At 72.2% G+C, this 20,494-nt stretch carries 15 protein-coding genes and 2 pseudogenes; 12 read left to right on the forward strand and 5 right to left on the reverse strand.

What is annotated here, in order from left to right:
* Window positions 1-59: 59 nt before the first annotated feature.
* Both ACFYQ5_RS23900 and ACFYQ5_RS23905 read right to left on the reverse strand, forming a co-directional pair.
* Entirely contained in the window at window positions 60-566 is a 507-nt protein-coding gene (locus ACFYQ5_RS23900; protein ID WP_389200212.1) for a GNAT family N-acetyltransferase, read from the reverse strand.
* 109 nt (window positions 567-675) lie between these two features.
* A complete protein-coding gene (locus ACFYQ5_RS23905) occupies window positions 676-2,121 on the reverse strand; it encodes an NCS2 family permease (protein WP_389200214.1) in 1,446 nt (481 codons plus the stop codon).
* Window positions 2,122-2,455: 334 nt separating this feature from the next.
* On the opposite strand from ACFYQ5_RS23905, the gene ACFYQ5_RS23910 reads away from it, so the two are divergent.
* The gene (locus tag ACFYQ5_RS23910; protein ID WP_389200215.1) at window positions 2,456-3,076 is read left to right on the forward strand and encodes a helix-turn-helix domain-containing protein; all 621 of its coding nucleotides are present in this window, start codon (window positions 2,456-2,458) and stop codon (window positions 3,074-3,076) included.
* A 57-nt stretch (window positions 3,077-3,133) separates the two neighbouring features.
* Here ACFYQ5_RS23910 and ACFYQ5_RS23915 read toward each other — a convergent pair whose 3' ends face one another.
* Window positions 3,134-4,753 carry an MFS transporter gene (locus ACFYQ5_RS23915; protein WP_389200217.1) on the reverse strand — a complete coding sequence of 540 codons (1,620 nt, stop codon included), beginning with the start codon at window positions 4,751-4,753 and terminating at the stop codon, window positions 3,134-3,136.
* Window positions 4,754-4,871: 118 nt separating this feature from the next.
* On the opposite strand from ACFYQ5_RS23915, the pseudogene ACFYQ5_RS23920 reads away from it, so the two are divergent.
* Together ACFYQ5_RS23920 and mfd are read left to right on the forward strand one after the other, a co-directional pair.
* Window positions 4,872-5,114 (forward strand): annotated as a pseudogene (locus ACFYQ5_RS23920) (hypothetical protein); the annotation flags it as partial.
* 407 nt (window positions 5,115-5,521) lie between these two features.
* The gene (gene mfd / locus ACFYQ5_RS23925) at window positions 5,522-9,052 is read left to right on the forward strand and encodes a transcription-repair coupling factor (RefSeq protein ID WP_389200218.1); all 3,531 of its coding nucleotides are present in this window, start codon (window positions 5,522-5,524) and stop codon (window positions 9,050-9,052) included.
* A 19-nt stretch (window positions 9,053-9,071) separates the two neighbouring features.
* Here the strand turns inward: mfd and ACFYQ5_RS23930 are convergent, their stop codons facing one another.
* Window positions 9,072-9,647: a TetR/AcrR family transcriptional regulator gene (locus ACFYQ5_RS23930; RefSeq protein WP_389200220.1), complete on the reverse strand. Its 576-nt coding sequence runs from the start codon at window positions 9,645-9,647 to the stop codon at window positions 9,072-9,074.
* A 109-nt stretch (window positions 9,648-9,756) separates the two neighbouring features.
* Between ACFYQ5_RS23930 and ACFYQ5_RS23935 the strand changes: the two genes are divergently transcribed.
* The 3 genes and pseudogenes from ACFYQ5_RS23935 to ACFYQ5_RS23945 form a co-directional block, all read left to right on the forward strand.
* Window positions 9,757-10,623 (forward strand): hypothetical protein, encoded by an 867-nt coding sequence (locus tag ACFYQ5_RS23935; protein WP_389200222.1) that lies wholly within the window; start codon window positions 9,757-9,759, stop codon window positions 10,621-10,623.
* Between the two features lie 53 nt (window positions 10,624-10,676).
* Window positions 10,677-11,429 carry an HNH endonuclease family protein gene (locus ACFYQ5_RS23940; protein WP_389200224.1) on the forward strand — a complete coding sequence of 251 codons (753 nt, stop codon included), beginning with the start codon at window positions 10,677-10,679 and terminating at the stop codon, window positions 11,427-11,429.
* A gap of 11 nt (window positions 11,430-11,440) precedes the next feature.
* Window positions 11,441-11,797 (forward strand): annotated as a pseudogene (locus tag ACFYQ5_RS23945) (N-acetyltransferase); the annotation flags it as partial.
* A gap of 65 nt (window positions 11,798-11,862) precedes the next feature.
* Here the strand turns inward: ACFYQ5_RS23945 and ACFYQ5_RS23950 are convergent.
* Window positions 11,863-12,681, reverse strand: coding sequence for a DUF4352 domain-containing protein (locus ACFYQ5_RS23950; protein WP_389200225.1), 819 nt, complete (start codon window positions 12,679-12,681; stop codon window positions 11,863-11,865).
* Between the two features lie 197 nt (window positions 12,682-12,878).
* Here ACFYQ5_RS23950 and ACFYQ5_RS23955 point away from each other — a divergent pair, with 197 nt between their 5' ends.
* From ACFYQ5_RS23955 to ACFYQ5_RS23980, 6 genes are all read left to right on the forward strand, one after another.
* Window positions 12,879-15,005 carry an N-6 DNA methylase gene (locus tag ACFYQ5_RS23955; protein ID WP_389200226.1) on the forward strand — a complete coding sequence of 709 codons (2,127 nt, stop codon included), beginning with the start codon at window positions 12,879-12,881 and terminating at the stop codon, window positions 15,003-15,005.
* Window positions 15,006-15,103: 98 nt separating this feature from the next.
* Window positions 15,104-15,736, forward strand: coding sequence for a hypothetical protein (locus tag ACFYQ5_RS23960; RefSeq protein ID WP_389200228.1), 633 nt, complete (start codon window positions 15,104-15,106; stop codon window positions 15,734-15,736).
* Window positions 15,733-17,289 carry a serine/threonine-protein kinase gene (locus tag ACFYQ5_RS23965; protein WP_389200230.1) on the forward strand — a complete coding sequence of 519 codons (1,557 nt, stop codon included), beginning with the start codon at window positions 15,733-15,735 and terminating at the stop codon, window positions 17,287-17,289. Before ACFYQ5_RS23960 ends, ACFYQ5_RS23965 begins: the two co-directional genes overlap by 4 nt.
* 190 nt (window positions 17,290-17,479) lie before the next feature.
* Window positions 17,480-18,136, forward strand: a complete 657-nt coding sequence (locus ACFYQ5_RS23970; RefSeq protein WP_389200232.1) for a SurA N-terminal domain-containing protein — start codon at window positions 17,480-17,482, stop codon at window positions 18,134-18,136.
* 29 nt (window positions 18,137-18,165) lie between these two features.
* A complete protein-coding gene (locus ACFYQ5_RS23975; RefSeq protein WP_389200233.1) occupies window positions 18,166-19,173 on the forward strand; it encodes a nucleoside triphosphate pyrophosphohydrolase in 1,008 nt (335 codons plus the stop codon).
* Window positions 19,170-20,465 carry a cytochrome P450 gene (locus ACFYQ5_RS23980; RefSeq protein WP_389200235.1) on the forward strand — a complete coding sequence of 432 codons (1,296 nt, stop codon included), beginning with the start codon at window positions 19,170-19,172 and terminating at the stop codon, window positions 20,463-20,465. Before ACFYQ5_RS23975 ends, ACFYQ5_RS23980 begins: the two co-directional genes overlap by 4 nt.
* Window positions 20,466-20,494 lie beyond the last annotated feature (29 nt).

Here is a 20,494-nt window from a genome sequence, read left to right on the forward strand (position 1 = left end):
TCCGGCCGGGAAGACGGTGTGGGCGGAGTGCGTGGTCGCACCGTGACGGCGCCGTGGGGTCACAGGGCTCGGCGCATGCAGGCCCGAGGCCACCGGTCCAGGCCGTGTGCCGCTTCGCGTTCCCGGATCTCTCGCAGGCCGGGGGTGAGCTCGCTGTCGTCCAGGAGCCGAAATCCCAGGCGTTCGTAGTAGGGGGCGTTCCACGGGACTTCGGTGAATGTGGTGAGGGTCAGGGCGGGTGCCCCCTCCTGTGCGGCGTGGCCGGCCAGACGGTCCAGCAGGGACCGGCCGATACCGTGGCGGGCGCTGCCCGGGTGCACCGATACCTGCTCGACGTGCAGGTTGCCGTCGACGCGGTCGGCGATCAGGTAGGCGGCCGGAGCGTCGGCGTCGTCGGCCGCGACCCAGGCGAGCCCGGAGCGCTGGTAACGGGCGAGCTCGCCGAGCGGAAGCGGCTCGTCCGCGGCGATGTCCGGCATGCCGATGTCTCCGAAGCACTGCCCGGCGGCTCTCTCGATGTCCTGGAGGAGAGGCAGTTCGCCCAGGCGCGCGGAGCGGATATGCATGCACGCATTGTCCATGGCCGTGCCGTCTCGTCGGACGCTGTCCACGGAGGCGGCCTCCCGGGGTGGCGTGGTCCGCACCCGGGGGGCCGCTCAGGCCGTGGGCTGCGTGCTACTTGACGCCGAGGATCTGTTCCAGCGGGTCGATGGCGAAGTAGACGAGGAAGAGCGCCGCGGTGCCCCAGAGCAGCCAGTGGACTTCACGGGCCTTGCCCAGGCATGCCTTGATGATGACGTAGGCGACGAAGCCGGCGCCGATGCCGTTGGTGATGGAGTAGGTGAACGGCATGACGACGATGGTGAGGAACGCCGGGACGGCGAGTTCGTAGCGGTCCCAGTCGATGTGCTTGACCTGGGTCATCATCAGGAATCCGACCGCGACGAGTGCGGGCGACGCGGCCTGCATGGGCACGATGGTCAGGACGGGCGCGAAGAAGAGGGCCAGGGCGAACATGCCGCCCGTGACGAGGTTGGCGAAGCCGGTGCGGGCTCCTTCGCCGACACCTGCGGCGGACTCGACGTAGGTGGTGGCGGACGACGAGGAGGCGGCACCGCCGGCGACCGCGGCCGCGCCGTCGATGAGCAGGACCCGGCCCAGGCCCGGTACCTGACCCCGTTCGTCGAGGAGTCCGGCTTCGGCGGTGACGCCGACGACGGTGCCCATCGTGTCGAAGAAGTCGGACAGGATGAGGGTGAAGATGAGCAGGACGACGGTCAGGACGCTGATCTGGCCGAACGACCCGAGCAGGTCGAACCGGCCGAGCAGTCCGAAGTCGGGTGCGGCGAGGGGGTCGTCGGGCAGGGCGGGGGCGGTCAGGCCCCAGGACTTCACATCGGCGAGCGAGTTGATGACGAGCGAGAGGACGGTCATCACGACGATGCTGATGAGGATGGCGCCCTTGACCTTGCGGGCGAGGAGGACGACCGTCATGATCACGCCGAGGCAGAAGACGAGCATGGGCCAGCCCGTGAGGGTTCCGGTGCCGAGCTGGACGGGGACCGTGGAGTTCGCGGCGTCCGGGATGCGGGTGACGAACCCGGCGTCGACGAAGCCGATGAAGGCGATGAACAGGCCGATGCCGACACTGATGGCTTGTTTGAGGGCTTGCGGGATGGCGTGCATGATCGCTTCGCGTAGGCCCGTCACCACGAGTACGCAGATCAGCAGGCCCTCGAGCACGATGAGGCCCATCGCGTCGTCCCAAGCCATCAGCGGGGCGACCTGGTAGGCGACGACGGCGTTGATGCCCAGGCCGGCGGCCAGGGCGAGCGGCAGGTTGCCGCCCACACCCATGATCAGGGTCATGACCGCGGCCACGAGGGCGGTGGCGGTCACCAGCTGAACGGCGTCCAGCTGTTCGCCGAACTTGTCTTTCGCGCTGCCGAGGATGATCGGGTTGAGCACGAGGATGTACGCCATGGTGAAGAAGGTGGCGAAGCCGCCGCGAACTTCCCGGCCGTAGGTCGATCCGCGTTCGGTGATGCGGAAGAACCGGTCGAGCGGACCGCCGGATCTGTTCGGCGGTATCTCGGCCGGGGCGGTGCTGCTGGGGTGCATGAGGGCGTCTCCTGGGCCTGCGACGGACAAGGGGAGGGGGTGCCGCCGCTGCCCGGCGTGGGTGACAGCAGGTGTGCGAACACACGAGCGGCGCCTTGCGAGCGGATCTTACGTGTCAGGGCCGCAACCTCAAGTGCCTTGGCAGAGAACGCAGTTGGCGGCTCGCTCGCCTCTGTCGGTTCCTACGGAACCGCCGGTGATCTATTGCGTCAAACCGTGATTCAGGCGACAGGCGCCATGGATTTTTCGGTGACTGTGCCCTTACGTTCTGTGCGTGCACCCTCCACTCCCCTTCAATGCGCGTGCTGCCCGAGCCCTGCGTGAAAAGCTCGGGATGGCCCACGGTCACGTCGCTTACGGAATGCGGGCCTCCTTCGGGACGGCTCATGTCACCCCCGACCACATCGCGGCTTGGGAACGCGGTGCGGCTCTGCCTGATGCGCATGAACTCGCGGCCCTGGCCGGTGTGTTGTGGTGTCACCCCCGCGAGATCATGGGACGCCCCCGTACGTTGCGCGAGCATCGCGTCGCCTGCGGGTTGCCGCCCGAGGACGTCGCCCGCGGTACAGGTCTGCCCCTGGACGTCTACGTCCGTATGGAGGAGACCGGCCGGTGGACCGGTGACAAGAGGCAGTCCGCGAAGCTCGGCGATCTGCTCCGTCTCCCTCCGCGCGACTTCATCGCCATCACCGGGCTCGAGGGTGAACTCGCCCGCCTGCTCACCGAGGCCGTCAGCACCCGGTGGCAGGCGCACGCGCGTGCCGTCGCCAAGCTCATCTCCGTGGAGCGCAAGCAGCTGAACGAGCCGCTGGCCGCCATGTATCACGAGTACCAGGCCCTCATGACGGCCACGCTCAGCCGGGCCAGCGGCAGCACCGCCTCCGGCGAGGACGGGCGACGCTACGTCGAGGAGATCGTCGACCACTTCTGGGCCCGGCTGCCGGACGGGTCCTAGCTGCCGGCCGGGTCCTCGCCGGCCCCCGGCCGGCCGGGCCGGGGCTGTTCTCGCGGCTCAGCCCTTGAGGGCCGGGGCGTCGTCCTCGTGCTCCTTCAGGACCGGGAAGCGGCGTGGGGCCACGAGGACGAGCACCAGCAGGGCGAGCGCGGCGGCGATCGCGGCGCCGGCGAATACGTGGTCGACGGCGGTGTCGACGGCCCGCCGCAGATGGGCCGCCGCCGCGACGGAGAGGGCGGCCGGGTCATCGAGGGCGTGCGAGATCGCGTCCAGGTCGCCGGGCAGGCCAGGGACGGGGGAGTCGGCCAGCCGGGAGGCCAGCACGCCGTTGGCGACGGCGCCGAAGAGCGCGGCGCCCAGGCTCTGGCCGACCTGGCGGCAGAAGAGCACGGACGCCGTCGTCGTGCCCCGCTCGGCCCAGCCCACCGTCGACTGGACCCCGATGATCAGCGGGAGCTGGAAGAGGCCGAGCGCCGCGCCGAGCAGCAGCATGAGCAGGGCGGGCTGCCAGGCGGCGCCGGGGTAGGGCAGCAGCGGGAAGCAGAGCAGGACCAGCAGCGCCCCGGACATGCCGATGATCGCGGTGCGGCGGAAGCCGATGCGGTTGTAGACCCGGTCGGAGAGGGCGGCGGAGACGGGCCAGCTCAGGGTCATCACGGACAGGACGAAGCCGGCCGCGATCGGGCCGAGTCCGAGGACGGACTGGGCGTAGGTCGGCAGGAAGACGGTCGGCGCGACCATGAGCAGTCCCATGGCGCCGAGGGCGAGATTGACCGAGGCGATGGTGCGGCGCCGCCAGACCCAGCCGGGTATGACGGGCTCGGCGGCGCGGCGCTCGATGAGGACGGTCAGGGCGGCCAGCGCGGCGCTCGCCCCCAGCAGCCCCAGCGAGGGCGCGGAGAGCCACGGCCAGGCGACGCCGCCCTGGACGAGCGCGGTCAGCAGGAGCGCACCGGTGGCGAAGACCGCGAGGGCGCCCGCCCAGTCGATGCGGGGACGGGTGTCGGGGCGCGGCCGGGCCGGTTCATGGAGGTGACGGACCACCAGCCAGAGGGCGACGGCACCGACCGGCAGATTGATCAGGAAGATCCAGCGCCAGTCGGCGTACGCGGCGAGCAGCCCGCCGACCGCGGGTCCGGCCACGGCCGATGTGGCCCAGACGGTGGACAGTTTCGCCTGGATCTTCGGACGTTCCTTGAGCGGGTACAGGTCGGCGGCGATGGTCTGCACCGTGCCCTGGAGGGCGCCGCCGCCGAGGCCCTGGACGACGCGGAAGGCGATGAGGGCGGCCATGTTCCAGGCGGCGGCGCAGAGCAGCGAACCGGCCAGGAAGAGGATGATGCCGGCGATCAGGACGGGCTTGCGGCCGAAGGTGTCGGAGAGCTTCCCGTACACCGGCAGGGTGACGGTCACGGCGAGCAGGTAACCGGAGAAGAGCCAGGAGAAGACGGAGAAGCCGCCGAGGTCGCCGACGATCTGCGGGACCGCGGTCGCGACGATGGTGCCGTCGATGGCGGCGAGGCCCATGCCGAGCATGAGGGCCGCCGCGACCGGGCGGCGGCCGCGGTCGGTGGCCGGTGCGGGGCCCGGTGCCGCGGCTTCCCCGTGGACCGCTTCCGGGCTGTCCGTGTCGCCGATGCCGTCCGTGCCGCCCACAGAGGTCCCTTCCGTATGCATCTATTTCCCGGGGGACACTGTCTCACCGCCCGCGCCCGGCCGGGAGTGGCAGGCCGGAGGGTGAGACCCCTGCACCGGTCTCGTCCCTGGGTGCCGGGGGACGGGGTGAGGGAAACCCATCGCCGCGATCACCTCGGACGACACGACCGTCGACCAGGGCGCGACGTACCTCGACGTCACCACCGCCGAGCGTCATGTCGGCGCCGACAGGATGCCCGAGAACATGCTCATGTTCGCGACGGCGCAGGACGGCAGGGAGAAGGAGGCGTACGCGGCCCTCAAGAGCTCGCTCGCCGCGCTGGTCCCGGCCTTCCGGGCCGGCCGGATGAACGTCCTGCACGCGATCGCCACGGACGGGTGACGGAGCCCGCCGTAGGATGACTGATCCGGCCCCGGGGCGTTCCTCCAAACGCCTCGGGGCCGGATCGCGTCCCGCCGTCGCCGGCAGGCGCGCACGACCGGCACGTCGTGCCGGGGGATCCACGGGTCGCGGGTGACGACCGTCAGGTCTTCGGTCAGGGCCCGGGTGACGAGGACGCGGTCGAAGGCCGCGGTGGTGGGGCGGGGGAGGCGGGCTGCTTCCCTGGCTGCCTCACGGGGGCAAGGGCGGACCGGCCGCCGGACCAGGGCCGGCCCCGCTGCCGCTGTCCGGACAACGCCGTTCCCTCGCGCGAGTGACACACCGGCGTCGTACGCTGGACACCCCGGCCCGTCCCACGTGTCGGGCCCTTCGCGTTGCTCACTCGCCACACCGGACGGAATCCCTTCATGAGCCTGCACGGTCTGCTGGATGTCGTCGTCACCGACCCGGCGCTCTCCGAAGCGGTGAAGGCCGCCGCCGACGGCCACCGGACCCATGTCGACCTGGTCGGCCCGCCCGCCGCCCGCCCCTTCGCCGTGGCCGCGCTGGCACGTGAGGCCGGGCGTACGGTGCTCGCCGTCACCGCGACCGGCCGCGAGGCCGAGGACCTGGCGGCGGCGCTGCGGACCCTGCTGCCCCCCGACACCGTCGCGGAGTTCCCGTCCTGGGAGACCCTGCCCCACGAGCGGCTCTCGCCGCGCTCGGACACCGTGGGCCGCCGCCTCGCCGTGCTGCGCAGGCTCGCGCACCCCCGGCAGGACGACCCGGAGACCGGGCCGGTCAGCGTGGTCGTCGCGCCGGTCCGCTCCGTGCTCCAGCCGCAGGTCAAGGGGCTCGGCGACCTGGAGCCCGTCGCGCTGAGCAGCGGACAGACCGCGGATCTGGGCGAGGTCGTGGAGGCGCTCGCGGCAGCGGCGTACGCCCGTGTCGAGCTGGTCGAGAAGCGCGGGGAGTTCGCCGTGCGCGGCGGCATCCTGGACGTCTTCCCGCCGACCGAGGAGCACCCCCTCCGGGTGGAGTTCTGGGGTGACGACGTCGAGGAGATCCGCTACTTCAAGATCGCCGACCAGCGGTCCCTGGAGGTGGCCGAGCACGGGCTGTGGGCGCCGCCCTGCCGTGAGCTGCTGCTCACCGAGGACGTGCGGTCCCGGGCGGCGGCCCTCGCGGAGGCGCACCCGGAGCTGGGCGAACTGCTGGGGAAGATCGCGGAGGGGATCGCCGTCGAGGGCATGGAGTCCCTCGCGCCGGTCCTCGTCGACGAGATGGAGCTGCTGCTCGACGTCCTGCCGAAGGGTTCGATGGCGCTGGTCTGTGACCCGGAGCGGGTGCGGACCAGGGCGGCGGACCTCGTCGCGACGAGCCAGGAGTTCCTCCAGGCGTCCTGGGCGGCCACGGCGGGCGGCGGCGAGGCTCCGATCGATGTCGGCGCGGCCTCCTTGTGGGGCATCGCCGATGTCCGGGACCGGGCCCGTGAGCTGGGCATGATGTGGTGGTCCACCTCCCCGTTCGCCGCCGACGAGGAGCTGGACGGCGACACCCTGAAGCTCGGGATGCACGCCCCGGAGGCGTACCGCGGTGACACCGCCCGGGCGCTCGCCGACACCAAGGGCTGGCTGGCCGGGGGCTGGCGCACGGTGTACGTCACCGAGGGGCAGGGCCCCGCCTCCCGTACGGTCGAGGTACTCGGCGGCGAGGGCATCGCGGCCCGCCTCGACCAGGATCTGACCGAGCTCACGCCGTCGCTCGTCCACGTCTCGTGCGGTGCCATCGACCACGGATTCGTCGACCCGGCCCTGAAGCTGGCCGTGCTGACCGAGACGGATCTGACCGGGCAGCGCACCGCCAGCAAGGACCTGGGGCGGATGCCGGCCCGCCGCCGTAAGTCCGTCGACCCGTTGACGTTGCAGGCGGGCGACTTCATCGTCCATGAACAGCACGGTGTCGGCCGCTACATCGAGATGGTCCAGCGCACGGTGCAGGGCGCGACCCGTGAGTACCTCCTCGTCGAGTACGCCCCCGCCAAGCGCGGCCAGCCCGGGGACCGCCTCTACATCCCCACCGATCAGCTGGAGCAGGTCACCAAGTACGTCGGCGGCGAGGCCCCGACCCTGCACCGGCTCGGCGGCGCGGACTGGACGAAGACGAAGCAGCGGGCCAAGAAGGCGGTCAAGGAGATCGCCGCGGACCTGATCAAGCTGTACTCGGCGCGGATGGCGGCCCCCGGGCACGCCTTCGGCCCGGACACTCCGTGGCAGCGCGAACTGGAGGACGCGTTCCCGTACGCGGAGACGCCCGACCAGCTCTCCACGATCGCCGAGGTCAAGGAGGACATGGAGAAGTCCGTCCCGATGGACCGGCTGATCTGCGGCGACGTCGGCTACGGCAAGACGGAGATCGCGGTGCGCGCGGCGTTCAAAGCGGTCCAGGACGGCAAGCAGGTCGCCGTCCTGGTGCCCACGACGCTGCTGGTCCAGCAGCACTTCGGCACGTTCACCGAGCGGTACGCCCAGTTCCCCGTCAACGTGCGGGCGTTGAGCCGTTTCCAGTCGGACACCGAGTCGAAGGCGACGCTGGAGGGGCTGAAGGACGGGTCCGTCGACCTGGTCATCGGCACGCACCGGCTGTTCTCGTCGGAGACGAAGTTCAAGGACCTGGGCCTGGTCATCGTCGACGAGGAGCAGCGCTTCGGCGTCGAGCACAAGGAGCAGCTGAAGAAGCTGCGGGCCAATGTGGACGTGCTCACGATGTCGGCGACGCCCATCCCCCGTACGCTCGAGATGGCCGTCACGGGCATCCGCGAGATGTCGACGATCACGACGCCTCCCGAGGAGCGGCACCCGGTCCTCACCTTCGTCGGACCGTACGAGGAGAAGCAGATCGGCGCGGCCGTGCGGCGTGAACTCCTGCGTGAGGGCCAGGTGTTCTACATCCACAACCGGGTCGAGTCCATCGACCGGGCGGCGGCGCGGCTGCGGGAGATCGTGCCCGAGGCGCGGATCGCGACGGCGCACGGGCAGATGGGGGAGAACCAGCTGGAGCAGGTCGTCGTCGACTTCTGGGAGAAGAGGTTCGACGTGCTGGTCTCCACGACGATCGTCGAGTCCGGCATCGACATCTCCAACGCCAACACGCTGATCGTGGAGCGCGGCGACAACTTCGGGCTGTCCCAGCTGCACCAGCTGCGCGGCCGTGTCGGCCGTGGCCGGGACCGGGGTTACTCCTACTTCCTGTATCCGCCGGAGAAGCCGCTGACCGAGACCGCGCACGAGCGTCTGGCGACCATCGCCCAGCACACCGAGATGGGTGCGGGCATGTACGTGGCGATGAAGGACCTGGAGATCCGCGGGGCGGGAAACCTGCTGGGCGGTGAGCAGTCCGGCCACATCGCGGGTGTCGGCTTCGACCTGTACATCCGGATGGTCGGCGAGGCGGTGGCGGACTACCGGGCGGCGGTGGACGGCGGGGTCGAGGAGGAGCCGCCGCTGGAGGTCAAGATCGAGCTCCCGGTCGACGCGCACGTCCCGCACGACTACGCCCCGGGCGAGCGGCTGCGTCTGCAGGCGTACCGGGCGATCGCCTCGGCGAACGCGGAGGAGGACATCAGGGCGGTGCGCGAGGAGCTCACCGACCGCTACGGCAAGCTCCCGGAGCCGGTGGAGAACCTCCTGCTGGTGGCGGGTCTGCGGATGCTGGCCCGGGCCTGCGGGGTGGGCGAGATCGTGCTGCAGGGGCCGAACATCCGCTTCGCGCCGGTGGAGCTGCGGGAGTCGCAGGAGCTGCGGCTGAAGCGGCTGCACCCGAAGACGGTCATCAAGCCGGCCGCCCACCAGATCCTGGTCCCGCGCCCGACGGCGGGCCGGATCGGCGGAAAGCCGGTGGTGGGGCGCGAACTCCTGTCGTGGACCGGGGAGTTCCTCACGACGATCCTGGGGTCGTAGGGCGCGGGGCCTCGCCGCGTCAGCTGCCGGGGCGGGCCGGCCCGAAGGCGGTTCCGGCCGCCGTCCTGAACGCCTCCTCCGGGGTGCGGCCTTCGAGGGCGTCCGTCAGGTTGCCGCTGAGCAGCAGGGTCGCGAAGCCGTGGGCCAGGGACCAGGCGGCGACGCCGGTGAGGCGGGCGTCGTCCTCGACCGCGCCGGGCAGGCCGCCGACGCCGGCGCGCAGTGCCTCGGTGGCGCGGGCCTTCGCGGCGAGCAGGGCGGGGTCGTCGGCGCGGTGCAGTTCAGGGCGGAACATCACCTGGAAGTGCGCGGGGTGCGCGGCGGCGAACCGTACGTAGGCCACGCCTCGTTCCTGGAGGTCGGGGGCGGCGGCCAGGGCGTCGGCGAAGAGCGCGTAGCCCTCGGCGGCGACGGCGGTGAGCAGGCCGGTCCGGTCCTTGAAGTGGTGGGCCGGCGCGGCGTGCGAGACGCCCGCCCGGCGGGCGAGGTCGCGCAGGGACAGGGCGTCGGGGCCGTCGGCCGCGATGACGTCGAGTGCGGCCGTCAGGACCGCCCGCCGCAGGTCGCCGTGGTGATAGGTGCGCTCGCTGCTCATGGGATCCACGGTACGCGAGATCTAGTCATTGACAAGTTCCGGAGGCGGCCGCATGCTGGGGTCCGTATCTAGTCGTTGACAAGTTTCAGGATGACGGGAGGCCGGGGTCATGGCCGACGAGCTGGGGCACGTACGTCAGATGTGGCACCTGCTGGAGCCGCTGCACGCCGTCTTCTACTACGCGCCGCAGGTGACCGAGGAGGCCGCGGCCCTCGGATACGCCACGGACGAGCGCTGGCCCTCCTACTTCGCGTGGCGTGCGGCGCCGCTGGGGGCGGTGGACGCGGACCGGGTGACGGCCGTTTTCCACAGCTTCAGCCCGGGCGTGGTGGCCCGCCACGTCCCGGCCGCGTGGGACGTGGCGGAGCCTCGGGAGGTCCTCGCGGCGCGTACGAGGGCGGTCGACCGGGCGTACCGGGCGCTGTTCGGCGACCGGGTGGAGGGCGCGGAGCTCGCCGAGGCCGCCGCACTGGCGCGCCGGGCCGCCGAGGCGGTGGACGTCACGGGGCTGCCGCTCGCCGGGGCCAATGCCGCGCTGCCGTGGCCCGAGGAGCCGCACCTGGTGCTGTGGCAGGCCGCCACGGTGCTGCGGGAGCACCGGGGGGACGGGCACGTCGCGGCGCTGGTCGCGGCGGGACTGGACCCGGTGGAGTCCCTGGTGTCGTTCGCGGCGGTCGGCGCAGCCCCGCCCGAGGTGTTCGCGAGCCGGGGCTGGAGCCGCGGGGAATGGGCGGCCGGCCGCGAACGGCTGGCCGCCAGAGGGCTCTTGGCGGCGGACGGCTCGGCCACCGAGGCCGGGCGGGCGCTGCGGGCGCGGGTGGAGCGGCGTACGGACGAGGCGGCGTCGCCGCCCTGGGCGGCTCTCGGGGCCGAAGGGCGGGAGCGGCTGGTGGAGTTGCTGGGCCCGCTGTGGATGGCGGCGATCGGCTCCGGTCTTTTGCCGTCCGAGACGACGCTGGGGATCGGAAAGGTCTGAACGGGGCCCCTGGCGAGCGGGGCCCTTGCGCCCGGCGCCTACGCTGGACCGCCGTGACGCCTCTTCCTTCCGTACGCCGCCCGAGCCGCCCGCACCGCTACCGTCCGGCCGCGTTGCTGACGCTGGCCCTGACCGGATCGCTTGCCCTGACGGGCTGCGACGCCCTGAGCGATCCGCCCGGATCCTCGGCCACCCCGGCCGCACCGGCCGCCGGCGGTACGGCACTTCAGGCGGTGGGGGCGCTCACCGTGAAGGGCCGGGCGCCGAAAACGGGCTACGACCGGGACGAGTTCGGGTCCGCCTGGGCGGACACCGACCGCAACGGGTGCGGGACCAGGGACGACATACTGGCGGAGCAGCTGTCCGGTGTCGCGCGGGACGCGGACGGCTGCAAGGTGCTCAGCGGGGTCCTCGACCCCGATCCGTACACCGGCACCCGCATCTCGTTCGTGCGGGGCCGCAGCAAGGTGGACATAGACCATCTGGTGGCCCTGTCCGACGCGTGGCAGAAGGGCGCCCAGCAGTGGAGCGCCGGGAAGCGACGGGCCTTCGCCAACGACGTGCTCAACCTGGTGGCCGCCGATTCGTCCACCAATCGCCGCAAGGGGGACGGGGACACGGCGACCTGGCTGCCGCCCAACAAGGCGTACCGCTGTACGTATGTGGCGGGTCAGGTGTCGGTGAAGGCGAAGTACGGGCTGTGGGTGACGAAGGCCGAGAAGGCCGCGATGACCGAGGTGCTGTCCGGCTGCCCGGAGCAGAAGCTGCCGGCCGGCGACAGCCCGACCGAGGCGCCCGTACGGTGAGATGAGTTGGCGCCCGGCGGCTGGGTTTCCGGGAGCTCGTCGTCCCGGTCCGGCCGAGTGCGAAGCACGCCGAGGCCGCGGTGCCGATGGAGGAGTACGCCCGGCGGACCCGCCCGGAGGACGGGCTGCCCGTCGACCCGTGGCTGCGGGTCCACGTCCGGGCGGGCGGGGTGATCGACTCGGTGGCGCCGGTGTCGATGACGGTGAGCGGTTCGCTCGCCCGGTGGCGCGACTGGACGGGTCTGCCGTTCGACAGGGACGGGCCGGTGGAGGTCGCGGGGGGCCTGGTGCCGGTGCACTGTTCGCTCGCCCACGGGTACGCCGTGTACGTCGAACCGAACGTCTGGGTGCGGCACCGGGTGGCCTGATGCCGCGGGGCCGGCCCGCCCGTCGAGGGGTGGCCGGCCCCGGAAGGGGGTCGCGCGCTCGTCCGTCAGAGAGCGAGGTCCCACTGGCTCGCGTCCCAGTCGAGGCCGGGGCTGACCTCGACGGTCAGGTTCTTGGCGTCGGCGGGGGCGTCGAACGCGTACGTGGCCGTGATCTTCTTGCCCGGCATGACCGTGGTGCCGGTGAACCCCTCACCGATCTTGTCGTCGAAGATCTGCTCGGCGTTCACACCGTCCTCACCGGCGCGGGCGTCGACGCTGAGGAGCGTCGCGTCGAACTTCTCCTTGCCCTTGTTCTCGATGACGACCGAGACCTCGTAGGCGCTGTTGCCCTTGGTGTGGCCGACCGCGAACTCGGAGGCGGTGTACGGCGCCGGGGCGTCCACCGTGATCTCCAGGCCGTCGTCGTACGCCGCGGCGTCCCCCGCTCTCAGGATGTCGTCCTCCTTGCCCTCGGTGCCGCCCGCCGCCCCGCCGCCGGCGGCAGGCTTCGCGGAGGCCGATGTGTCCGCGACCGCCTTGTTGATGTCGGTCACCACGTCGTCCACGGCCTTGAAGGTCAGGACGGCCCCGACGAACGACAGGATCAGCGAGACCAGGCCGAGAACCGCGCCGAACGTCGTCACGCCCTTGTTCGTGGCCTCGCCGCGCTTGGCGCGGCCCCGCCCCGCCAGGCCCAGGATCAGGGCGATGAGGCCGAGGATCCCCGCGAGCCAGAAGAAGAACGGGATCAGCCCGGAGACCGTGCCGATGATGCCGAGGACGAGAGCGGAGATGCCGAGGCCGTTGCGGGCGGGGCGGGTGCCCGGCGTCTGCGCGGGGGTGTACGGCTGCTGGGGCTGTGTCGGCTGCGTGTACTGGGACATGGCTGTGCCCTTCCGATGAACGACGGGGAGTGTGAGCGGAACGCTTCGCCGCATCGGTGTGCGGCAGGTCAATAAGACCAGCTGCTGTGAACCGAGTCAACACAAGAAGCGTTGTGAACCGACAAGGGAGGCTGTGTCGGTATGCTCGCCCCCACACAGCAGGCGACACCGACGTGCGCGGAACGGGAGACAGGCCAGTGCCGGATGACTCGACAGAGGTGACCGCGGCCGGAATCGCCAGGCTCGCGGGTGTGGGGCGCGCGGCCGTCAGCAACTGGCGCCGCCGGCACGCCGGATTCCCGAAACCTGTCGGGGGCACCGAGGCCAGCCCGTCCTTCGCCCTGCCCGAGGTCGAGCAGTGGCTGCGCGAGCAGGGCAAGCTCGCCGAAGTACCCCTGCGCGAGCGCCTCTGGCAGCAGGTGGCGAGCCACCCCGACGGTGCCGTGACCGCGCTGGTCCACACGGGATGCGCCCTGCTGCTCGTCCGGGACAGGCCCACCGCCTGGCTGGAGATCACCGCCGTCTCGGACGCCCGGATGGCCGGCGTGCTGCCGGGAGCCATGGACCACGTACTCGCGGACCGCTTCGGAGCGGGACACGCGGTCCCCACGCCCACGGCGTCCGCCCTCCTGCCGTCCGTCCCGCTGCTGCGCGCCGCGGCCGAACTGGCGGCGGAGACCGGCGCCCGGCAGGCCTTCGACTTCCTCTTCGGCCGCCAGCTCGACGCCAACCCGCGTCAGTACACGCTCACACCCCCCGGCCTCGCCGAGCTGATGGCCGACCTCGCGCAGCCGAGGGACGCCGCTCGGCGGAGCGGCAAGCGGGGCTCCCGTACCGTCCTCGACCCCGCCGCCGGAACCGGCGCCCTGCTGTGCGCCGTCGGCGGGCCCACCGCGCTGTACGCGCAGGAGGCCGATCCCGACCTGGCGGCTCTCACCGCGCTCCGGCTGGCCCTGCACGCCACGGGGAGCGGAGCCGACGGGCCCACGCTCGCGGTGCGTACCGGTGACACCCTGCGCACCGACGCGTTCCCCCGGCTCACGGTGGACGCGGTGCTCTGCCACCCGCCGTTCAACGAGCGCAACTGGGGGCACGAGGAACTGGCCTACGACCCGCGCTGGGAGTACGGCTTCCCCGCCCGCACCGAGTCCGAACTCGCCTGGGTCCAGCACGCCCTCGCCCACCTCCGCGAGGGCGGCACCGCCGTGGTGCTGATGCCTCCGGCCGCCGCCTCCCGCCGTTCGGGGCGCCGGATCCGCGCCGATCTGCTCCGTCGCGGTGCCCTCCGCGCCGTCATCGCGCTCCCGGCCGGAGCGGCACCCCCGTACGGCGTGCCGCTCCACATCTGGGTCCTCCGCAAGCCGGGCGCCGAGCAGCCCCCGGCGCCCGAACTGCTCGTCGTCGACACGGCGGAGCCCGAAGCCGCCGGCGCCCCGTCCGGCCGTGGCCGGCTGGACTGGCCGGTCGTGCGTGGCGCGGTGCTCGACGCGTGGACCCCCTTCGACGTGCCGGGGCGCCGTGAGCCCGTCGAGGAGCGGCCGGGGACCAGCCGGGCCGTCCCCGTCATCGAACTCCTCGACGACGACGTGGACCTGGCCCCCGCCCGCCATCTGCCACCCCCGGCCGCCGGCGGTGGCGCGGCCGAGCTGGTTCGCGTACGGGAGCGGCTCGACGACACCCTGAAGCTGACGGCCCGGCTCACGCCGCCGCCCGCCGTCCCCCGCGAACCGGCCAGGCGGCCCTTCACCACGGTCGGTGAACTGGCCCGCGCGGGCGCCCTGCGCCTGCGGACCGGCTCCGGCACGGGCAGCGGCACGGCGCCGGTCCTCACCGAGCACGACGTCCTCGCCGGCACGGCCCCCAGCGGTACGCCCTCCACGCAGGCCACGGCACCGGACGACGAACCGCTCCTCCTGGAACCGGGCGACGTCGTCGTGCCCGTACTCGGCGGCGGTTCGGCCGCCAGGGTCGTCGACGACGCCACGGCCGGTGCCGTACTCGGGCGCAACCTCCAGCTGCTGCGTCCCGATCCGGCCGCCCTGGACCCCTGGTTCCTCGCCGGCTTCCTGCGCGGCACCGCCAACAACCGGCAGGCCAGCAGCTACGCCTCCACCGCGACACGGCTCGACGCCCGTCGCCTCCAGGTGCCCCGCCTGCCGCTGGCCGAACAGCGGACGTACGGCGAACAGTTCAGCGCGCTCGCCGCGTTCGAGGACGCGCTGCGCACGGCGGGGCGGCTCGGCGGGCAGCTGGTGCAGGGGATGTACGACGGGCTGACGGACGGTTCGGTCGCTCCGGAACGAGGCGGAGCCGCCCCGGAGTGACGGGAAGCACAACGGTTGCGCACAACTCGGGACCGATGGTCCGTGTCGGTGTATACGCTCACTGCACACGTCCGATCCACGCCCTCCGGGAGCAGCACATGCACGGCTACGGCTATCCGCCGGAGCAGCCGCCGACGCGTCGCCCGTCCTCGGCCACCCTCGTCACGCTGCGCGTGGTCTTCGTAGCACTCGCGCTGCTGAGCTGTGGAGTTCTCGCCTGGGTGGCCATGCTGAGACTGGCGATCGTCACCCGGAAGCAGCGCGACTGGTGGCTGTTCGGCCTGGTGCTGGCGCTGAACGTCGGACTCGTCTTCTACATCGAGTCGTTGCCGGAGGACGAGGTCGTGATGACGGACGGGCAGGCGGTCATCCTGCTGTCCTGGATCCTGGCCGTCTTCGTCGGCACGGTCACCTACTACCTGTACACGGAGATACGGCATTACGGCGCGTACGGCGGCCCCCGGAGCGCTCCTCACGCCGGGCCGCGGACCGTGCCGTACGCCGGCCCGTACAGCGGGTACGCGGCGCAGCACGTGGCCGCGACGCCCGCCCCTTCCTACGGCTCCACGCCGCCCCCGCGGCAGGGCCCCGCGGCCACGCCGCCCCCGGCCGCGCCACTCGCTCCGCCCTCCGACGCGCCGAGGGCGCCGGCGCCCCAGCGTCTCGACCAGGTGCGCGCCGAGCTCGACGAGCTGAGCGACTACCTCCGCAAGGAGGGCGACAGCCGGTGAACGGGCGTGTCATCGCCGGGCGTTACGAGCTGGCGACCATTCTCGGCCAGGGCGGCATGGGCCAGGTCTGGACGGCGTACGACCAGCGCCTCGACCGCAGGGTCGCGGTGAAGCTGCTGCGCCCCGACCGGGTCGCGGGCCCCTCCGGCAGCGTGGCCGCCGACGATCTGCGCCGGCGGTTCGTCCGCGAGTGCCGGGTCACCGCGCAGGTCGACCACCCCGGTCTGGTCACCGTCCATGACGCGGGGAGCGACGGCGAGGACCTCTACCTCGTCATGCAGTACGTCGAGGGCGCCGACCTCGCCGACCACCTCGCCGAGCACGACCCCTACCCGTGGCCCTGGGCCGTGGCGATCGCCGCCCAGCTGTGCGCGGTGCTCTCCGCCGTGCACGCCGTGCCGATCGTCCACCGCGACCTCAAGCCCCGCAACGCGATGGTGAAGCCCGACGGCACCCTCACGGTGCTCGACCTCGGCATCGCCTCCGTCATGGACACCGACACCACCCGCCTGACCCACACGGGCTCCCCGATCGGTTCCCCCGCCTACATGGCCCCCGAACAGGCGATGGGCGGCGCCGTCGGCCCGTACACCGACCTGTACGCACTCGGTGTGCTCCTGCACGAACTCCTCAGCGGAGACGTGCCGTTCGCCGGGTCCACCGCCCTGGGCGTCCTGCACCGCCATCTCTACGAGCCGCCCCTCCCGGTCCGTCACCTCCGGCCCGAGGTCCCCGAGGCGCTCGAAGCCCTGGTCCTGCGGCTGCTCTCCAAGGACCCGCAGCACCGCCCGGCCTCCGCCCAGGAGGTCTACGAGGCCCTGCGGCCCCTGCTGCCCGCCGGTGGCGCGCCGTCCGGACCCCTCGACCCGACCAGGCCCTTCCTCCGCCCGCACGCCCCCTGGCCCGACCGTGCGGCCGTGCCGGCGCCCGCGCCCGTCCCCGCCCAGCAGGCGCCCGCCCCGCCTCAGGAGCCGCCCTCCCGGCCGAACGTGGCCCAGGCCGTCGACGACGTGAAGCGGCTGCTCGGCGAAGGCCGCATCACCCAGGCCGTCGACATCCTCGGGGGGATCCTGCCGGCCGCCGCCCAGGAGCACGGCGAGCACTCACCGGTCGTAAGGATCCTGCGCAAGCAGTACGCCGCCACGCTGATGGACGACGGCCAGTACCGCCGCGCGCTTCCGGAGCTCCGCCGCCTCGCCGACGACCGCGCGGCGGAGGCGGGCCCCGCCGACTCCCAGACCCTGCAATACCGTTACGACGCCGCGCAGTGTCTGGAACAGCTCGGTGAGGCGGCCGCCGCGCTCGCCGAGTACCGGGCCGTCCTCCCCGCCTACGCGAACGGCTACGCGAACTCCGCCGGCCCCGGCCGGGCCTTCGACATCCGTCACCGCATAGGCCACCTCCTGTTGGCGGTCGGCGACCACACGGCGGGCCGCGGTCAGTTGCAGGGCCTGCTGTACGACACGGAGCGCGCCTACGGACCCCACCACCCGCTCCCCACGGAGCTCCGCCGGCAACTGACCCACCACCGGGACGTACGCGGTTCGATGTGAGGCGGAGGGGCGGCGGGAAAGGGCGATCCGGGAGGGAACGGCAGGGAACGGGAGGGATTCCGTGCCGACCCCACACTGACCGGTCCGGAAATCGTTGGTCGAAGCAGTGGCCCGAATCACGTCCACTGCCTAACATCGATCACCGCAAGGCTTTGTGCACTGATGCACAAACTCTCCCCGGGAGGCTCCTTTGCACCGCCGACGTCGCACCGCGCTCGCCCTGTCCGCCGCAACGCTCGTCGCGGCGCCGCTCCTGACCGCCTGCGGCAGCGAGGCCCATCCGGGTGCCGCGGCGGTGGTCGGGGGCGACCGGATCGACGTGGCCACGGTCCAGCAGCAGGCGTCGGACGTACGCAGCGCGCAGCAGACGTCGGAACGGTCCGCGGACCTGGTGAAGGAGTCCGGGCAGCTGAACCGCGTCAAGCTGCACAACCTGATCTTCGGACGGGTCCTGGACCGGGCCGCGAAGGACGCCGGGGTGAGCGTCAGCCGCAAGGAGATCCAGCGGGTCCGGGCGGCGGCCACCGCTCAGTACGGTGGTGACACGGGGCTGAAGGCGGTGATGCTGGAGCAGCGCTGGGTCGCCGCCGGCCAGATCGAGGAGGACCTGCGCAAGGAGGTCCAGCTCCCGAAGCTCGCCCAGGCACTCGGCGCCGATCTGCAGACCCCGGCCGGTCAGCAGACGGTGGGGAAGGCGCTCACCGAGGCGTCGAAGGCGCTGCACATCGACGTCAATCCGCGCTACGGCAGCTGGGACGACCAGAAGATCCAGCTCAGCACCTACAAGGTCCCGTGGATCACGCAGGTCACCGCCGTCCCGGGGCAGGAGCCCGAGGCAGGCGCCTGACCCCGCCCGCCCGGGGGTAGGTTCGGGGTGTGAACGCTGAAGACCCCGGCCGTATCGTCCTGCTCACCGCCAGCCACCGGGTCGCCCCCGGTCTGCTGTCCTGGCCCGCCTGGCAGACACTGCACGCCGCGGACCGGGTGCTGTGCGCCGAGCGGGACCACCCGCAGCTGCCGTATCTGCGGGAGGCGGGGGTCGCCGTCGAGTACACCGCGCCCTCGGCCGAGGAACTGGTGGACGACTGCGCGGGCGGCCGGACCGTGGTGGTGCTCGTGGGCGGCGAGGGCAACCAGCCGCTGACCGACGGCCTGGCCCGGCTCGGCGGTTCGGGCCGGGTGCAGATGCCGGACCTGGAGCTGCTGCCCGGTTCGTACGACCTGCCCGGCGCGCGGCTCCTGGATCTGGTCCAGGTCATGGACCGGATCCGGCTCGCATGCCCGTGGACCTCGCAGAAGACGCACAAGGGCCTCGCGAAGTACGCCATCGAGGAGGCGTACGAACTGGTCGAGGCCATCGAGGACGGTGACCGCGAGGAACTCCGCGAGGAGCTCGGCGACGTCCTGCTCCAGGTCGTCTTCCACGCGCGCATCGCGCAGGAGGACCAGGACGAGCCGTTCGGCATCGACGACGTCGCGGCCACGATCGTCGAGAAGCTGATCCACCGGCATCCGCATGTGTTCGGCGACGAGACCGCCGAGACCCCGGAGGACGTCCACGCGCACTGGCTGCGGACGAAGGCGATCGAGAAGCAGCGGGAATCGGTCACCGACGGGGTGCCGCTCGGCCAGCCCGGTCTGGCGCTGGCGGCCAAGCTCGGCGGCCGGGTCCGTGCCGCGGGTCTCGACGCCGCGCTCCCCGAGGGCGACGGGGTCGGCTACCGGCTGCTCGCCCTGGCCGTGCGGGCCGAACAGGACGGCACCGACCCGGAGGCCGCCCTGCGGGCCGCCGCCCGTGCCTACCGGGACGCGATCCGGGCGGCGGAGGGGCTCGGGACCGCTCCGGACGGCGTGAGTACCGCTCCGGATAGCGTCGAGGAGTGAACGACAGCCCCGAGACGGCCTCCGCGCCCGACGCAGCGCCCGAACTCTTCACCTGGGAGTTCGCCACCGACCCGTATCCGGCCTACGCCTGGCTCCGCGAGCACAGCCCCGTGCACCGCACGGCGCTGCCCAGCGGTGTCGAGGCCTGGCTGGTGACCCGGTACGCCGATGCCAAACAGGCCCTCGCCGACACCCGGCTCTCCAAGAACCCGGCCCACCACGCGGGGTCCGCGAACGCCAAGGGCAAGACGGGCATCCCGGGGGAGCGCAAGGCGGAGCTGATGACGCACCTGCTGAACATCGACCCCCCGGACCACACCCGGCTGCGCCGGCTCGTGTCCAAGGCGTTCACCCCGCGCCGGGTAGCCGAGTTCGCGCCGCGCGTGCAGGAACTGACGGACCGCCTCATCGACGACTTCATCGAGAAGGGGAACGCGGACCTCATCCATGACTTCGCCTTCCCGCTCCCCATCTACGCGATCTGCGACCTGCTGGGGGTGCCGCGCGAGGACCAGGACGACTTCCGCGACTGGGCGGGCATGATGATCCGCCACGGCGGCGGACCACGGGGCGGGGTGGCCAGGTCGGTCAAGAAGATGCGCGGCTACCTCGCCGAACTCATCCACCGCAAAAGGGAGAATCCCGGCGACGACCTGATCTCCGGGCTGATCCGGGCGAGCGACCACGGCGAGCACCTCAGCGAGAACGAGGCCGCGGCCATGGCCTTCATCCTCCTGTTCGCCGGTTTCGAGACAACCGTGAACCTCATCGGTAACGGCACCTACGCGCTGCTGCGCAACCCGTCCCAGCGCGAACGCCTGGAGCGCTCGCTGGCCGCGGGCGAGACGGAACTGCTCGACACGGGCCTCGAGGAGCTGCTGCGCTACGACGGGCCGGTGGAGCTCGCCACATGGCGCTACGCCACCGGACCCGTGACGCTGGGAGGACAGGACATCGCGGCGGGGGAGCCCGTTCTCGTGGTGCTGGCGGCCGCCGACCGGGACCCGGAACGATTCCAGGATGCGGACGCCCTGGATCTCGCACGGAGTGACAATCAGCACCTCGGATACGGGCACGGCATCCACTACTGCCTGGGGGCGCCACTGGCCCGACTGGAGGGCCGGGTGGCGCTGGCGACCCTGCTGCGACGCCTCCCCGACCTGCGGCTCGCTGCGGAACCTGCCGATTTGCGATGGCGCGGCGGGCTCATCATGCGTGGACTGCGCACACTTCCGGTCGAGTTCGATCCCGGGCATCCGGCCGTAGAAAGTGACAGCCTGTCAACTCCGTGACTTTCGCGTGATCTCCGCTGCATCGACTT

This window comes from Streptomyces sp. NPDC005794 (assembly GCF_042871445.1).
Classification (GTDB): domain Bacteria; phylum Actinomycetota; class Actinomycetes; order Streptomycetales; family Streptomycetaceae; genus Streptomyces.

Excerpts from the sequence above, each read along its gene's own strand:
- ACFYQ5_RS23900 (WP_389200212.1), bottom strand. The coding sequence starts at position 566 with ATGCATATCCGCTCCGCGCGCCTGGGCGAACTGCCTCTCCTCCAGGAC.
- ACFYQ5_RS23905 (WP_389200214.1), bottom strand. The coding sequence starts at position 2,121 with ATGCACCCCAGCAGCACCGCCCCGGCCGAGATACCGCCGAACAGATCC.
- ACFYQ5_RS23910 (WP_389200215.1), top strand. The coding sequence starts at position 2,456 with ATGGCCCACGGTCACGTCGCTTACGGAATGCGGGCCTCCTTCGGGACG.
- ACFYQ5_RS23915 (WP_389200217.1), bottom strand. The coding sequence starts at position 4,753 with ATGCATACGGAAGGGACCTCTGTGGGCGGCACGGACGGCATCGGCGAC.
- mfd (WP_389200218.1), top strand. The coding sequence starts at position 5,522 with ATGAGCCTGCACGGTCTGCTGGATGTCGTCGTCACCGACCCGGCGCTC.
- ACFYQ5_RS23930 (WP_389200220.1), bottom strand. The coding sequence starts at position 9,647 with ATGAGCAGCGAGCGCACCTATCACCACGGCGACCTGCGGCGGGCGGTC.
- ACFYQ5_RS23935 (WP_389200222.1), top strand. The coding sequence starts at position 9,757 with ATGGCCGACGAGCTGGGGCACGTACGTCAGATGTGGCACCTGCTGGAG.
- ACFYQ5_RS23950 (WP_389200225.1), bottom strand. The coding sequence starts at position 12,681 with ATGTCCCAGTACACGCAGCCGACACAGCCCCAGCAGCCGTACACCCCC.
- ACFYQ5_RS23960 (WP_389200228.1), top strand. The coding sequence starts at position 15,104 with ATGCACGGCTACGGCTATCCGCCGGAGCAGCCGCCGACGCGTCGCCCG.